The sequence below is a fragment of the Serratia sp. UGAL515B_01 genome (assembly GCF_033095805.1).
Taxonomy (GTDB): domain Bacteria; phylum Pseudomonadota; class Gammaproteobacteria; order Enterobacterales; family Enterobacteriaceae; genus Chania.
This window is the reverse complement of record NZ_CP109901.1, coordinates 3,565,850-3,580,019: the sequence shown is the minus strand read 5'-3', so window position 1 is coordinate 3,580,019 and position 14,170 is coordinate 3,565,850. Positions and strand designations below refer to the sequence as shown.

The window sequence follows — 14,170 nt, the reverse complement described above, 5'->3', positions numbered from 1 at the left end:
GCGTGCTCAGGCTCATGGACGGGCCAAGAATACCTAGGCGGCTTGAAGTCTGACGAGTAGATCAGCTGTCACGCAGTTTGCGCTTAAGCCAAATCCCATGGTGTGGGCGTTGGCGCCACGCCAGTGAAGAAATGGTATGCATTACGCCAAGATGTGAAAGAATGCGCCGCAGGTGGCGCTCCATTTCGGTTATTGGCATATCCGGGTGCAGGGCAGGTAACTGCATGATGCTGTTGCTGATATTCGGCCCGTCATACTCCAAGCGCTGTTGGCAGCTTTGCAGCGCAATCTCACAGCTTTGCAGATATTCTTCCGCCAGTTTTGGCGTCAGCATATAGTGCTCGCGTGCCAGAATGGTCATTGCATTCAGATGTTCGACAATAAACTGGTTGTGTGTGATCCATAACCGCATATCTGTCAGATAATCTGATTTAAACCCGGGTTCCTGCATGGCCTGATTGAGAGAGGTGAATAGGGTGTTGTGAGCCTGATTAACCTGCATCCGCGTATAGGCTAATTTGATGGGGTTGGGTTCCTGTTCTTCCAATAACATGCGTAATGCTGTCTGGTCATATTCCAGCGCCTGATGCGCGTTTTTACGCAGTAGTCCACTTTGCCATTGTGGCCACAGCCAGATCGTTCCGCCAAATACCAGTACGCAGCCGATAAGCGTATCTATTAGCCGGGGTATCAGGAAATCGGTGCCGTTGAGAGCCAATATTTGCAACGTGTAGACGGCGGTGATGGTAAAGCCTATCACTGCCAACCCGTAGTTTTTACGCAAAACCAGATAGGCCGCGAGAGTGATTGCCAGCATAACGCAGAGCGTTGCCAGCTCTGGCAGTTGCAACTGCAGCAACCCTGAGGCAATCACTAATCCAATCACAGTACCAAGCGCACGGTGCTGGATCCTCACCCTTGTCGCGTTGTAACCGTTCTGGCTGACCAGCATAATGGTCAGCAAAATCCAATAAGGTTTGGGCAGGTTGAATATCATCCCCAGATTGCAGCCGACGGCGAGTATAACCCCCAACCGGGCAGCGTTACGCAACGCATTGGATTTTAGCGAAAGATAGCCCACCACCGCGGGCCAGAAGGGTAATCGCGACTGATTGATCATAATGTTACGGCGATAGAGTGGGCGCTGGGTTCGTAGCAGACGTGCGATCCGGCTGAAGTGGTAATAGCAGAATTGGCCAACCGGATTATCGGCATGCTGTGTAGCCACTTTTTCTAATGCGGCCAACTCGTTTTTCATAGCAAAACGCTGTGAGCGGCGATGATAAAGAATATCGTCGGCCACTTCGCGCAGGCGCGTTGCGATAACTTGCGCGTTGCGGCGGATAATCGCTTCGGCCTGACTCTGCTCCACCAGTTTTTGTACCTCTTCTGGCTGATGCAGGCTGACGGTAATGTGTTCCTGCAGATCGAGCGCGACCTGAAATATGTTTTCTAAACGCTTTTGCTCAAGGTTGCTGGCATGGGGCAAGAAATTGAGTTGTTGGTACAACAGGTTGATGAGATCCATCACTTGTTGTTGGCGTTTTAATAAAGGGGGAAGGGCGGTTTCCGGATCGATGTGTTGAGTCAGCAATGAGTATTTCGCTTCAAAATAATCGGCTAACTGCGTAAAAAGTTGGCTCAGAGATTCACGCATCGGTTGTTCTTTCCATAGCTTGAACCAGAACCAGGTAAATAACCCGTACCACGCTGTGCCTACGATATATAGCAAGGGGTTATGCCATATAGGGACGCTGCCTGCCGTGCTGAGTGAGAAAATGGCCGCGACCATTGCTGCGGGCAACAAACGGGCGTGCAGTGGACTGATTTCACCACTGACGCCAAATAACAATGCCATCCCCAACATTAGCAAGGGTAACGGAACATGCCACAGCAGAGTCTGTTGCAGCAATAAACTACTGAAGGCGAACAATAGGCCGCCAACGACTAGACGCTTGAAAAAGCGTTTGTGGGGAGTATCCAGCCCGGCGATGTTGCAACAGGCGGGAACCAGAGAGAACAGCAACCCCAATTGCAGGTTTCCAATCAGCAAACCAAAAGCCACTGGCAGGCAAAGTACCAGCGTTTGCCGCAGCGCATAATTGACTTCAGGGTGATAAATCAGGCGACGCCACATGGTTTGCCATTCTGCAGGTAGAGACACGACGCATGTTCCTGCGCCGTGTTTTCAAGGATTAACGAGTGCCGTATACGACAATGGTTTTGCCGTGAGCGGAAATCAGGTTTTGATCTTCGAGCATTTTCAGAATACGACCGACGGTTTCACGCGAGCAACCGACGATTTGGCCAATTTCTTGGCGGGTGATCTTGATCTGCATACCATCAGGATGAGTCATGGCATCGGGTTGTTTTGCCAGATTCAACAATGTTTGCGCGATGCGCCCAGTGACGTCAAGGAAAGCGAGGTTACCCACTTTCTCTGAGGTGACTTGTAGACGGCTTGCCATCTGTGCGGAAAGACGCATCAGAATATCCGGATTAACCTGGATCAGTTGGCGGAATTTTTTGTAAGAAATTTCAGCTACTTCACAAGCCGTTTTTGCTCTTACCCAAGCACTACGCTCTTGGCCTTCTTCAAATAATCCTAGCTCGCCGATGAAATCCCCTTGGTTAAGGTAAGACAGAATCATCTCTTTGCCTTCTTCATCTTTAATCAGCACCGCGACGGAGCCTTTTACGATGTAGTAAAGCGTTTCGGCCTTTTCACCTTGGTGAATCAGCGTACTCTTTGATGGATATTTGTGGATATGGCAATGAGACAGGAACCATTCAAGAGTCGGGTCTGTTTGCGGTTTGCCGAGAACCATTCGCTGTTATCCTCTGTTGTTATCGCTGCCTTGTATCACAGGGGTCAGAGTTCCCTGTAAACGTGCCTATAGCCTGGTTTTTTATTAGTGGCTATCAACAGGTTTGAGGCATGTTATAGAAATATGCTTGTGTTCTAGCATATTGACTTGCGCGGAGTGCTGCAAGCTACATTCTGTTAACATACCAATATAGGAACCTTTCCTTTGGCAGTTCCCTGAAAATCGAACACCTGGAAAGAGTTATTGCGACTTTGTTTGTAGCACAGAGTGAGGCGAGTGTCTTGTATTGTCTCGCTTCAGCATGACTAGCATCAGGTTCCGTTGTCAGTTTCTATGCGAAAGCTTACTTTGTTTTCAGAAGTTAACCGGAGAGTACAAAATGCAGGCAAGAGTGAAATGGGTTGAGGGGCTGACTTTTTTGGGGGAGTCAGCTTCTGGTCATCAGGTGTTGATGGATGGTAACGCGGGGGATAAAGCACCAAGCCCAATGGAGATGGTGTTAATGTCCGTTGGGGCGTGCAGTGCCATTGATGTGGTGTCAATTCTCCAAAAAGGCCGTAACGATATTGTTAATTGTGAGGTAAAACTGACCTCAGAACGTCGTGAAGAAGCTCCTCGTCTGTTTACCCATATCAACCTGCACTTTATTGTGACCGGTAACGGGCTGACCGATAATATTGTTGAACGAGCGGTTAATCTTTCCGCAGAGAAATACTGCTCTGTAGCGCTGATGCTGAACAAAGCCGCTAGCGTTACCCATACTTTTGAAATCTGTGAAATTGCCTGAGCCTACCATCGATAGCGCTGGCAGTGAACGCGTAATAAATCCAGAAATTGCCGCGCCGTAATGGTTAGCGGCGATTTTTGCGAGTACAGCACGCAATACTGTGCTTGCGGCAGATTGTCGATAGGTAATGTCACCAGTCGGTGCTGTAAATAGAGCGGTGTCGCCATTGCTCGAGCGACTATCGCCAGATAGCCCGCTTCCAAGACCATATTCAGCCCGCATGCCACTGAATCTGTACGTATAGGCGTATGGGGCAACTGTTGGTAGAAAGTGCCGAGTATCGATTGTAGTTGTTGGTAATACCCCATGTCGGTTTCCGGTAATACGAGTTTTGCTTCACGGAGTTCATCCATTGATGTCGCCTGCATCAGGGGGTGTCCTTGGCGTGCAATAATGCAAAATGAAGCGTTGAATAGCGGTTCGCGCACTAAATCCTGCAACGGGAGTTCAGCGCTGAAAGTGCCGACGGCAAAATCCAGCCGCCCCTCACGTAATGCTGGTAGCAATGTAGAAATCTGGGCTTCACGGATGAGCAGATTGGCCTGTGGAAACGGTTGTTTAAATTCCTCTACCAGTGCCGGGAGTACCGTGAGTGCCAGCAAAGAAGAGCATCCAACAGCAACGCTGCCCTGTGAATGCTGGTTCAACTGTTTTATCTCATCGGCGGCACGCTGCAGTTCTTCCAGAATCAACTGCATCCGTAGAGAGAAGGTGCGGCCTGTTTCGGTCAATGTCATCCCTTGGTTACTTCTAATGATTAACTGGGTTTCTAACACTTGCTCCAATTCGCGGATAGTGCGACTGACTGCCGGTTGAGATTGCCCAAGCGTGCGCGCCGCAGCGCGAATACTACCGCTGCGGATCACTTGCTGGAAAACCTTCAGTTGCTGCAACTTTGGTAAATACCCCATTTCTACCCCTATCAGCAAAAGTCATCATCAATTAAAAAATTGTATCTTATGCAGTTAATAAAAAGCCTATAGATTCCACGGGATTGATATAAGTGATTGTTATTTAAAGTTATAAGTGATGTCGATCACACTATCAACATAAGCCCGCCATGATGTGGGACCTTAGCGATAACTTAAAGGAATATCAGCGATGAAAAATCGTTCACTAATGATTTTTTTGCTGTTTGTGGGTTATGTCGTAGTTTACATTGATAAAACCGTAATGGGGTTCGCGCTGTTGCCTATCGAACGTGAGTTCAATTTGCAGGCTGAACAGTTGGGGTATATTACCGGTATGTTCTTCTTGGCCTACTCATTGTTCCAGATACCGGCTGGTTGGCTCAATGACCGTTTTGGATTCAAGAAAGTACTGTGTAGCTCATTACTATTGCTCGGCGGATTTGCGCTGTGCTTCGGCATCTTGGGATTCGGCTTGGGGCTACTGGTAACGTTTCGTTTCCTTTCCGGTATAGGCCACTCCGGCTATCCCTGCTCGTGCGCTAAAGCTGTGGTGGCGAGTTTCTCGCTTGAACAGCGTACGTTCGCGCAATCCATTCTACTTTCCTCCGCCGGGCTGGCGATGACTGTCGGGCCGCTAGTGGCGGTTTATTGCCTTGATCATATCGGTTGGCGTGGTTCCTTCTCTGCGCTTGGGCTGCTGGCATTCGTGATTGCTGCCTGTATCTTATGGCTGGTACCTAACCCGCCTCAAGCCGAACGTGCCCAGCCTGGAGCAACAGGGGCAAGCTATAAAGCCTTGTTGAAAAGCCCGATCGTATTGCTGCTATTTGTGGCGATCTTCTGCATTAACATTCCGTCTTATGGTTTGATGGCCTGGCTGCCGAAATTCCTGGTTCAGCAACGAGGGCTACCGATAGGTGTTTCCAGCCTGGTAGTGGCTGCTGGTGGTTTGGGGATTTGGATTTCCTCACTGGGTACTGGCTGGTTGGTAGGGCGTTATCTACAAGGCCGCGAGCCACAGGTGATTTGTTTGAGTTCCTTCCTTAGCGCAATCTGCATCTGGCTGGTGTTTACCAGTGAGTCACCATTGACTGCCAGTCTGTGCCTGTTCCTGAGTTATGTCTTTCTGATGGCGTCTTTTGTGACGGTTTTTACCCTGCCAATGAAACGTTTGCCTGCGGAAGTGATGGGTGCTGCGATGGGGTTGATCAACACAGGTGGCACCCTTGGGGGATTTGTTGCGCCGATTGCTATGGGCTATTTGATCACTCTAAGTCAGGACTACATGACGACCTTTATCTTTTTGGCATTGGCCATGGTGGTTTCTGGGCTGGTGATCCTGCCGCTGGCGCGCCAGTCGCGTCAACCAGCATTGAACATTGAGGAGTACGAAAATGGATATTGAGCAGTTGATAGCAGGTGTTGAGCAACAGGTATTGAATTGGCGCCGCCACATTCATGCCCATCCTGAATTATCATTTCATGAAGCGCAGACAGCCGATTATATCGCCGAGCAACTGGCCAGCTTTGGCCCCTTAACGGTAACCCGTCCGACCCCGAATAGCGTGGTTGCTGAATTGAAGGGGGCGGCACCGGGGCCTTGTTTTGCGTTGCGTGCTGACATCGATGCTTTGCCGATTCAGGAGGAAAACGACGAACCCTTCTGTTCGACACGACCAGGTGTGATGCATGCCTGCGGCCATGATGCGCATAGTGCAATGCTACTGGGGGCAGCCAGAGTATTATGCCAGTTGCAATCTCACTTACAGGGTTCAGTGCGTTTCATCTTCCAACATGCCGAGGAGGTTCCACCGGGAGGGGCACAGCAATTGGTGGAGCTTGGGGTATTGAATGGGGTGACGATGATCTTCGGCTTGCATGTTATGCCCAATTTCCCTACTGGTGAAGTGGCGTTAAAACAGGGCGTTTTCAGCGCTTCCAGTGATAACTTCGATATCGTACTGCAGGGGAAGGGTGGACATGGGTCGATGCCTCATTTATGTATTGATCCCATCCCTATCGGTGCGGAAATTGTCACTGCCTTGCAGCAGATTGTTGCACGTAAGCTTGATCCATTGAATGTCCCTGTCCTGACAGTGGCAACCTTCCAGGGGGGTGACAGTTATAACGTTATTCCGGACAGTGTCAGGCTAGCAGGCACCCTGCGTACTCATAGCCGGGAAGTACGCGAACGGGTACCGCTGTTGGTTGAACAAACCGTTGCAGGGATCAGCCAAGCTCATGGCGCAAGCTACAGTGTGAACTGGACGCGTGGTTATACCATCGGTAATAACCACCCAGACGCTTGTACCATCGCACGTGAGGTGATTGCTGAAGCTGTGGGGCCGCGGGCATTGCGGGAAATGGCAACGCCGATGTTTGGCAGTGAAGATTTCTCGTCCTATCAAGAGAAAGTTCCGGGATGTTTCCTGTTTGTCGGCAGTGGCAATGAAGCGATTGGTGCCACTTATGGTGTGCATAATCCACGGTTTAAGCTGGATGAAGCTGCATTACTGATCGGGGTGAAACTGCACGTCGGCTTTATTCGCCGTCTACTGATGCGCTGAGAAGCATAGGCGCGGTGATGAACCGCGCCAGACAAGGTTACTATTCTATTTTCTTACCTTCCAATAGCTGTTTTACCAATGGAGCCATGATCAGCTCCATTGCCAGCCCCATTTTGCCACCCGGCACAACCAGCGTATTGATATGTGAAATAAACGATCCCTGTAGCATGGCCAACAGGTAGGGGAAATCGATCTGATCCAGGCCGCGAAAGTGGATCACCACCAGGCTTTCATCCAGTGAAGGAATCGCTTTAGCGGCAAATGGGTTAGAGGTGTCCACCGTTGGAACCCGTTGGAAATTGATGTGGGTACGTGAGAACTGTGGCGTAATATAGTTAATGTAGTCCTCCATCGAACGAACTACGGAGTCCATTACCGCTTCGCGTGAGTGACCTCGCTCCCCCGTGTCACGCACAAGCTTCTGTATCCACTCTAGGTTGACAATAGGAACCACGCCAACGAGTAGGTCGACATGTTTAGCCACATCGATGTGTTCTGTCACTACGCCGCCATGTAGACCTTCATAAAATAGTACATCTGTTGGAACAGGTAAGGGTTCCCAAGGGGTGAATGTTCCCGGCACCTGATTGTAGGGTACGGCTTCATCGTAAGTGTGCAGATATTTGCGTGAGCGACCGGTACCATTTTTGCCATATTCGACAAAACTTTGTTCAAGCAGGCCAAAATCGTTGGCTTCCGGGCCGAAATAGCTGATATGGCGACCCAGATCGCGCGCTTTACGGATGGCTGCATCCATTTCCGGCCGAGTATAGTGATGGAAACTGTCACCTTCCAGCTGTGCCGCATGGATATTGAGCTGCTGGAAAATCTTGCGAAACGCCTGGCTGGTGGTGGTTGTTCCGGCACCGCTGGAACCGGTTACCGCGATAATAGGGTGCTTAGCAGACATAAGTGGAAAACTCCATTAAGTGTGCGAGGTAGTAGGCTTCAATTCGCCTTAACAGAATATACCTCTATTTCTTGATGTTACAGATAACCAGTTTGCCATTGAGACCATTTTTAAATGGAGGATCGCAGTGATCTGCGCCCTCCTGCGATCCCCGCAACTGTAGCCATGGCACCAAGAAGCAGTGAGAGGCGAAAAAATGTTTCATCATATCCTAGTGCTGAAATCAACGGTGTGCTGAATAAAGGGGAAAGAAACTGACCAAGAAATATTGATGTGGTCAAAACGCCCCCAGCGAAGCCCCTGCGTTGTTCTGGCACAAGGTTGAGTGCAATAGCGACGAAATTTGGTGACACCGTGGCGTAACCTGCGCCGATCGCTGCAGTACCGGCAAAGATGGTCCAGGTATTTCCTCCATTGCTGATGAGCGTAAACCCAAGGGCCATCATGGCATAGCCTAAGGTGTAGTTACCAAAAAAGCCGATTACCCGCTTTATCCGGGCATAAAGTAAAGCGGTACAGCCCCCCGTTAGTGTCAATACACCTAAAGCCGAGCCGGTCATCACTGCGCTATTGTATCCTTGTGCATTGAAGAAAAAGGGCAACTGCGTTGGCAGGACGAAGAAGATCAGGTTCGTCATCATTTGCAAACACGCTAAAGCTAATAAAATAAAAGGGTTCCATGCGGGATCTCCACTGTTCCTGGATATTTTTGCCTGAGGGGTTGCTCTGGCTGGCTCGGTAATGACCATCCACATCAGAGGCAGGAAAAGGGCCGCTAGGCCGTAGATCGCGAAGGGTAGGCGGGGTGATATTGCTGCCGCGTATCCAGCCAGTGAGATAAACAGAAAACCTCCGAAATTGCGAGCCGACACCTGTAACCCCACAAAGTCATTGCGTTGGTCGCCGGTGAAGTAGTCACCAATCAGGGCTGTTCCCGCTGTCATAATGATCGCCACGGCGACGCCCAAGACCAAGCGGCTTGCAAAAATCTCAGGCAGGCTTGGAAGGTAGAGACCGGCACTACCTGTGATAATAAACAGGATAACGCCAACCAGCAGCATCCAGCGTCGCCCAAAACGGTCAGAGAAAATACCTGCAAGCGGAGCACATAGAACCACGCTCAGAGAAGGAGCAGGCACCAGCAGGCGCGTCAGAATGCCTGCGTTTGGCGTGTCTGAAAAACTAGCCTCAAGCCCTGCTAGTGCGGGGCTGATCGTTGCATTCGCCATAACGGTCAAACTCGCCGCCATTAAAAGAGCAATAGCTTTTGGATCTCTCCAGACGGCTCTTTTGAGATAATCCGGACCTTGTTCCATGTTTTGTTTTCCTGTTGCAAGAGTTTGTGTGTTGATGCATCTTACAAATTCAAGTCAACTTGAGGTCAAGTATGAAAGTTCTGGATATCGGCGAAGTAGCGCAACAATCCGGCGTATCACCTTCGACGTTGCGTTATTACGAGGAAATAGGGTTGATCGCATCCGTTGGACGACATGGGTTGCGCCGGCAGTTTGAGACGGATGTTTTGTTGCGGCTCTCATTAGTGGCGCTCGGTAAGTCCGCAGGTTTCTCACTGGATGAGATTTCTGGAATGTTTGGCAAAGATGGCAGGCCGGAATTACCGCGCGCAAACCTACATCTCAAAGCAGACGAGCTAGAGCGTCAGATCGACAATCTCACAGTGTTGAAAAATGCTCTACGTCATGTTGCCGACTGCCCGGCCCCATCACATCTTGAATGTCCGAAATTCCGGCGTTTACTCTTGACGGCAATCCGTCGCCAAAAGAGTAAAGCGAAATAAGAAATGAGGTTATCGTTGCGAAAACCCGTACCCTTCGCCCTGCCATAGAGCGACGTTGGGTAAAACGATGTTGAAGGGGGATGTCGGTGAAATGGCAACTACATCTCTTCGTGCCCGGTGCGTATCTGCCCACGGGGCATGAGATTAATGGTTTCATGCAGTTCAGACCACACCAGCACCACCTCTCCACTTTTCAACTGGCGGCGTACGTCTTCCACCTTTTGTTCTAGCGTTCGCTCATGTTCACCGTAGTCGGTTCCTTCACGCAGGACAAAGGATTCGATCAGGTTGTTCAGAGTTTCATTTTCAAGCTCTTGCCAGGGGATAATCACGTTGTTGATTCCAGAAAAGGAGCAAGCCAGGATGGAATGCGGTATTCCAGCCACATTTGCGGTTTTTTTAATGTGCCGCCAACAAAGCCAACGTGGCCGCCGCGTTCCGTCAGTTGATATTCGATATTGGTAGGTAGGCTGGTGAGGTCGGGGATCACCTCATCGGTCATAAAGGGATCGTCTTTGGCATGAATGATCAGCAAGGGTGTGGTGACCTGCGGCAACAGCGGCAAGGCACTGCAACGGCGATAATAATCGATAGCATCACTGAAACCGTGAATGCGTGAGGTAATAACTTCATCGAATTCGCGGATGCGCCGTAATTTGTTCAACTGTGGCAGATTCAGAGGCAGTGTGCCTGGATAATGCAGCAGTTTACGCGCCGCATTTTGTTTTAGCTGGCCTAAGAGGTAGTGCTGATAAACGCGAGAAAAGCCCTGTTCCATACGAATCGAACAAGGCTCCAACATCAGCGGAGCAGAAACGATAGCGGCTGCCTGTAACAGGCTGTCATTCCCCTGTTGTGCCAGGTAGTAAGCCAGCATATTGCCGCCAAGAGAAATGCCGACCGCTGCCGTGGGCACTTCACCAAAACTGTCACGTAACCAGCGCAGGAAGAAACGCGCATCTTCCGTTTCACCGGAATGATAGATACGTTGCTTGCGATTGGGGACGCCACTGCAGCCGCGAAAATGCATTACCACCCCCAGCCAACCTTTCTCGCGCCATGTATTGAGCAATCCGTGGGCATAAGGACTGTAAAAACTCCCCTCCAACCCATGAAATAGCACCACGCGTGGTTTATTCCGCGCCAATTGCGGATCTTCATTCCAGGCTAAATCGACGAAATCGCCATCAGGCAACTCCAGCCGCTGCCAGAAGGGTTTCAACATGACACGACGACGAACCAACCGTGGCAACAGGGTTTGCAGATGTGGATTACTTGCCCCAGTCAGTGGGCGAAAGGATTCATTCATAGTTGAATAAAATTCTTGTTGGCGGCTATTGTGTGATCAATACCGCACTGTTAGCTTCAATACCCAATGTGAACAATCATACTGCAAAAAAATCATTTGGGTGAGGAGCACCCACTTCATGGAGCTGAGTTTATTTCTTTCGATGTTAGGTTTCTTGTGGGTTGCAGCGATCACGCCAGGCCCAAATAACATGCTGCTGACCACTTCTGGCGCTAATTTCGGCTTCACGCGTTCATTGTGGCTGATGATTGGTATTATGCTGGGTATGCAAAGTATTTTGTTGCTGGTGGCGTTTGGTGTAGGTGGGTTGATTCTGATTTATCCCTCTTTGCACTTGATGCTCAAGATCCTTGGCAGTCTCTACCTGCTGTGGCTGGCATGGAAAGTAGCTACAGCGGCTTATGAACAACTGGAAACCGACGTTGCACCGCCCAAGCCTATTCGCTTCTATCAAGGCTGGCTGTTGCAGTTCCTCAATCCAAAGGCTTGGTTAATGGCATTGGGGGCGGTGGCGAGTTTTAGTCTGGCGGGTGACAAATACAATCACTCTATTCTGGCGATCGCCTTTGGTATTTTTGCCGTAAACATCATTGCTGGGATCATCTGGTTGGGGTTTGGTACGGTCATTGGCCGTCTGTTACGCAGTAAAAAAGCCTGGGTTATCTTTAACGTTTCGATGGGGCTGTTAACGGCGGCTTGTGTATTACTTATTTGGCATTGAGGAAACACCGATGGATGAAAATTATTTTCACGTTGATGCGTTTATCGGCAAAGGTCTGCGCGGTAACCCGGCGGGAGTTTTACTGTTAAAACAGCCTTTGGATAGCGCGCAAATGCAAGCTATTGCTAATGAGCTCTCTCTGCCGGAAACCAGTTTTGTTTGGGATGATGGTGATATGCAGGCGATCCGCTGGTTTACGCCAACGCGAGAGGTTGACCTCTGCGGGCACGCGACTCTGGCTGCTGCTCATGTGCTGCTGAATGTGGTAAATCCGTCACAGAAAGACATCCGTTTCCGTTCCGCCAGCGGTGAATTGTATGTAAAACGCGATATTGCAGACGGTGAACGTCTGATCCTTGATTTCCCCTCCCGGCCACCACAGAAAATAGCCGAACCGGCGCGACTGGCGACATTGCTTGGTGCTCAACTGTTGGAGGTATGGCAAGCGACTGCGATAATGGTGGTCTTGGCGAATGAAGAACAGGTCAAAACATTACAGCCAGATATCGCTGCGTTGATCGATTACGTCGGTTGCGGCGTGATCGTAACTGCGCCGGGCGACGAAGTTGACTTTGTTTCGCGTTACTTCTCTTTGGATCGTAGTGAAGACCCGGTAACGGGATCTGCACATTGTACGCTTATGCCTTATTGGACGGCGCGGCTTGGTCGCCATGTGCTGCATGCCAAACAGATCTCGTCGCGTGGTGGTGAGTTATTCTGCGAACTGAAAGGGGATCGCACGTTGTTGGGCGGTTATGCCCATATCTTTTTGCGCGGGAAAATCAATCTATAAAAGTCTGTAGCACCTTAGGTGCTACAGAGCCGAGATTAGCTGCAACCGTCGGTTTTAAGGATACTATCGAGCATGCTGGGCTGTAGCTATGGATACCAGACGACCCTGCAGCTCTTGCTCCATGGTTACCCGTTCTTGCTCGACAATATTCCCCGTAATAATGGGTGGGATGTTAGGTATTACATAGGGGTAATTGAATTTATTGTAAAGCTATCAGTGATAATCAGCATCACTTGACGTTGTATGAGATATCGTTTCAGAGAGTCCGGTTTATTGAGGCTTCGATTGTCAATATTGTGTTAGATAATACCTCATCAATTCCCCTCAATATTATCAGCAGGGGGTAAAGGGTGTGTATGCTAATAACGTCCTGCTTCACTGAAGGTTAATAGACCCAAAGTAGGCAATTATATGATCCCGTTCTCATGGCTAATATAACGGGTTATCTTGCATGAGTAAATCAATCACAATCAGGTTTTTAACAGGAGTATAACCATTTATATCATTAACTTAATCACTATGACTTTGCTGATTCTTCACAAAAAAAGGATGTGAGAATTATCTTATTCTGGGGTCCAGCCTTTTATGCTCATACATTGATAGAAAGAGTCGTTACGATTTTTTGTGTTAATATCTTTGAGGTAAGTCTCTATCCCAAGCCTACCAAAATTTTCATATCCCCCATCTCCTCTATCTACACCATATTCTCCACTCGTCCAACTTCTATCATATTTCATATAGTTACAATGACTATCATTGCCAGTGTTATTAATGTAATGATCATATTTTGATATTTTTTTTACCTCGCACTCGATAGGGAATATTTCTTCTGCTTTCTCATGGCATAATATTTTAGCAAGAGGAAGATACATAATGTTGTCATTGTCCTTTTTTATAGCCCAATAACTCGATGTGACTTGGTTTTTTGAACAACCAAGAAGGCATGTTGCAATAATAAGTGTTGTTAATACGGTTGTTACTTTCATGTTGTTCAATTAATGATTATTGTGCAATGTGTCTTGCAGTAATATACGTAGGTTACTTTTTATTGTTCATTAGTCCACTGCTTTCTAGTTTGGATTAGCTATTCATTTAGTTTTCATTAATGCTCATTGTTTCTAAGATAAATGCTGATGGGGAAAAGTTGGCAGAGTCAGCAGGTAGATAAATGAAATTTTAACGATGTGACTAAAAAACGATTAATGAATTTCAGAGTGTTAGCTTCTTTACAAAATAAATTCACCTTGCGTTGCAAGGTGAATGAAGTTGTAGACCTCGGGTATTAGGCTGTGTCCCTTAACTTTACGCGAGAGCCGCTGGCGGTCATTTACGCGCAGAGCAAGGCGTGAACCGTGAGGTTTGTTGGGACAGGTAAACGGCGAACAACGCAGAAATGAGCGCAAACGGCCCCGGCCCGTAGGGACGCGCCCCAAAAGCCCATTATCTGTGTTGTCGGGCTTGAACAGAGGACCACACTCTGCCCTTAACCCTCCGCCTTTATAATGGGCTTTTGGGTCTACGACGGCACCACGGGCAGTTAAGGGAC

Annotated in this window: 14 protein-coding genes; 6 read left to right on the top strand and 8 right to left on the bottom strand. The window is 49.0% G+C overall.

Translation table 11 applies throughout. The features are described from left to right. Nucleotides 1-61: 61 nt before the first annotated feature. Entirely contained in the window at nt 62-2,137 is a 2,076-nt protein-coding gene (locus tag OK023_RS16225; protein ID WP_317697772.1) for a YccS/YhfK family putative transporter, read from the bottom strand. A 58-nt stretch (nt 2,138-2,195) separates the two neighbouring features. Further along, complete coding sequence (gene crp, locus OK023_RS16220) at nt 2,196-2,828, bottom strand: cAMP-activated global transcriptional regulator CRP (protein WP_004090925.1); 633 nt, start codon at nt 2,826-2,828, stop codon at nt 2,196-2,198. A 379-nt stretch (nt 2,829-3,207) separates the two neighbouring features. Between crp and OK023_RS16215 the strand changes: the two genes are divergently transcribed. Beyond that, on the top strand, nt 3,208-3,615 hold the full coding sequence (locus OK023_RS16215; protein WP_317693688.1) for an OsmC family protein: 408 nt from the start codon (nt 3,208-3,210) through the stop codon (nt 3,613-3,615). 2 nt (nt 3,616-3,617) lie between these two features. On the opposite strand, the gene OK023_RS16210 is transcribed toward OK023_RS16215, so the two are convergent. Then, complete coding sequence (locus tag OK023_RS16210) at nt 3,618-4,526, bottom strand: LysR substrate-binding domain-containing protein (RefSeq protein WP_317693687.1); 909 nt, start codon at nt 4,524-4,526, stop codon at nt 3,618-3,620. A gap of 190 nt (nt 4,527-4,716) precedes the next feature. Between OK023_RS16210 and OK023_RS16205 the strand changes: the two genes are divergently transcribed. Beyond that, complete coding sequence (locus tag OK023_RS16205; protein ID WP_317693686.1) at nt 4,717-5,931, top strand: MFS transporter; 1,215 nt, start codon at nt 4,717-4,719, stop codon at nt 5,929-5,931. Next, nucleotides 5,921-7,093 (top strand): amidohydrolase, encoded by a 1,173-nt coding sequence (locus OK023_RS16200; RefSeq protein WP_317693685.1) that lies wholly within the window; start codon nt 5,921-5,923, stop codon nt 7,091-7,093. The genes OK023_RS16205 and OK023_RS16200 overlap by 11 nt, the downstream gene beginning before the upstream one ends. 40 nt (nt 7,094-7,133) lie before the next feature. On the opposite strand, the gene OK023_RS16195 is transcribed toward OK023_RS16200, so the two are convergent. Continuing rightward, nucleotides 7,134-8,003, bottom strand: coding sequence for a phosphoribulokinase (locus OK023_RS16195; protein ID WP_317693684.1), 870 nt, complete (start codon nt 8,001-8,003; stop codon nt 7,134-7,136). 110 nt (nt 8,004-8,113) lie between these two features. Continuing rightward, nucleotides 8,114-9,319 (bottom strand): MFS transporter, encoded by a 1,206-nt coding sequence (locus OK023_RS16190; protein ID WP_317693683.1) that lies wholly within the window; start codon nt 9,317-9,319, stop codon nt 8,114-8,116. 71 nt (nt 9,320-9,390) lie between these two features. On the opposite strand from OK023_RS16190, the gene OK023_RS16185 reads away from it, so the two are divergent. After that, the gene (locus OK023_RS16185; protein WP_411569366.1) at nt 9,391-9,801 is read left to right on the top strand and encodes a helix-turn-helix domain-containing protein; all 411 of its coding nucleotides are present in this window, start codon (nt 9,391-9,393) and stop codon (nt 9,799-9,801) included. A gap of 98 nt (nt 9,802-9,899) precedes the next feature. Here OK023_RS16185 and OK023_RS16180 read toward each other — a convergent pair whose 3' ends face one another. Both OK023_RS16180 and OK023_RS16175 read right to left on the bottom strand, forming a co-directional pair. Next, complete coding sequence (locus OK023_RS16180; protein WP_317693682.1) at nt 9,900-10,133, bottom strand: YheU family protein; 234 nt, start codon at nt 10,131-10,133, stop codon at nt 9,900-9,902. Next, nucleotides 10,130-11,110, bottom strand: coding sequence for a hydrolase (locus OK023_RS16175; RefSeq protein ID WP_317693681.1), 981 nt, complete (start codon nt 11,108-11,110; stop codon nt 10,130-10,132). The genes OK023_RS16180 and OK023_RS16175 overlap by 4 nt, the downstream gene beginning before the upstream one ends. Before the next feature lie 118 nt (nt 11,111-11,228). Here OK023_RS16175 and OK023_RS16170 point away from each other — a divergent pair, with 118 nt between their 5' ends. Both OK023_RS16170 and OK023_RS16165 read left to right on the top strand, forming a co-directional pair. Beyond that, nucleotides 11,229-11,831 (top strand): LysE family translocator, encoded by a 603-nt coding sequence (locus tag OK023_RS16170; RefSeq protein ID WP_317693680.1) that lies wholly within the window; start codon nt 11,229-11,231, stop codon nt 11,829-11,831. Nucleotides 11,832-11,841: 10 nt separating this feature from the next. Further along, nucleotides 11,842-12,624, top strand: coding sequence for a PhzF family phenazine biosynthesis protein (locus OK023_RS16165; RefSeq protein WP_317693679.1), 783 nt, complete (start codon nt 11,842-11,844; stop codon nt 12,622-12,624). 563 nt (nt 12,625-13,187) lie between these two features. Here OK023_RS16165 and OK023_RS16160 read toward each other — a convergent pair. Continuing rightward, on the bottom strand, nt 13,188-13,610 hold the full coding sequence (locus OK023_RS16160) for a hypothetical protein (protein ID WP_317693678.1): 423 nt from the start codon (nt 13,608-13,610) through the stop codon (nt 13,188-13,190). Nucleotides 13,611-14,170 lie beyond the last annotated feature (560 nt).

Bases quoted from the DNA above. Each gene is read 5' to 3' on its own strand.
- OK023_RS16195 (WP_317693684.1), bottom strand. From the start codon at position 8,003: ATGTCTGCTAAGCACCCTATTATCGCGGTAACCGGTTCCAGCGGTGCC.
- OK023_RS16190 (WP_317693683.1), bottom strand. From the start codon at position 9,319: ATGGAACAAGGTCCGGATTATCTCAAAAGAGCCGTCTGGAGAGATCCA.
- OK023_RS16210 (WP_317693687.1), bottom strand. From the start codon at position 4,526: ATGGGGTATTTACCAAAGTTGCAGCAACTGAAGGTTTTCCAGCAAGTG.
- OK023_RS16215 (WP_317693688.1), top strand. From the start codon at position 3,208: ATGCAGGCAAGAGTGAAATGGGTTGAGGGGCTGACTTTTTTGGGGGAG.
- OK023_RS16175 (WP_317693681.1), bottom strand. From the start codon at position 11,110: ATGAATGAATCCTTTCGCCCACTGACTGGGGCAAGTAATCCACATCTG.
- OK023_RS16205 (WP_317693686.1), top strand. From the start codon at position 4,717: ATGAAAAATCGTTCACTAATGATTTTTTTGCTGTTTGTGGGTTATGTC.
- crp (WP_004090925.1), bottom strand. From the start codon at position 2,828: ATGGTTCTCGGCAAACCGCAAACAGACCCGACTCTTGAATGGTTCCTG.
- OK023_RS16225 (WP_317697772.1), bottom strand. From the start codon at position 2,137: ATGTGGCGTCGCCTGATTTATCACCCTGAAGTCAATTATGCGCTGCGG.
- OK023_RS16185 (WP_411569366.1), top strand. From the start codon at position 9,391: ATGAAAGTTCTGGATATCGGCGAAGTAGCGCAACAATCCGGCGTATCA.
- OK023_RS16165 (WP_317693679.1), top strand. From the start codon at position 11,842: ATGGATGAAAATTATTTTCACGTTGATGCGTTTATCGGCAAAGGTCTG.
- OK023_RS16200 (WP_317693685.1), top strand. From the start codon at position 5,921: ATGGATATTGAGCAGTTGATAGCAGGTGTTGAGCAACAGGTATTGAAT.
- OK023_RS16170 (WP_317693680.1), top strand. From the start codon at position 11,229: ATGGAGCTGAGTTTATTTCTTTCGATGTTAGGTTTCTTGTGGGTTGCA.
- OK023_RS16160 (WP_317693678.1), bottom strand. From the start codon at position 13,610: ATGAAAGTAACAACCGTATTAACAACACTTATTATTGCAACATGCCTT.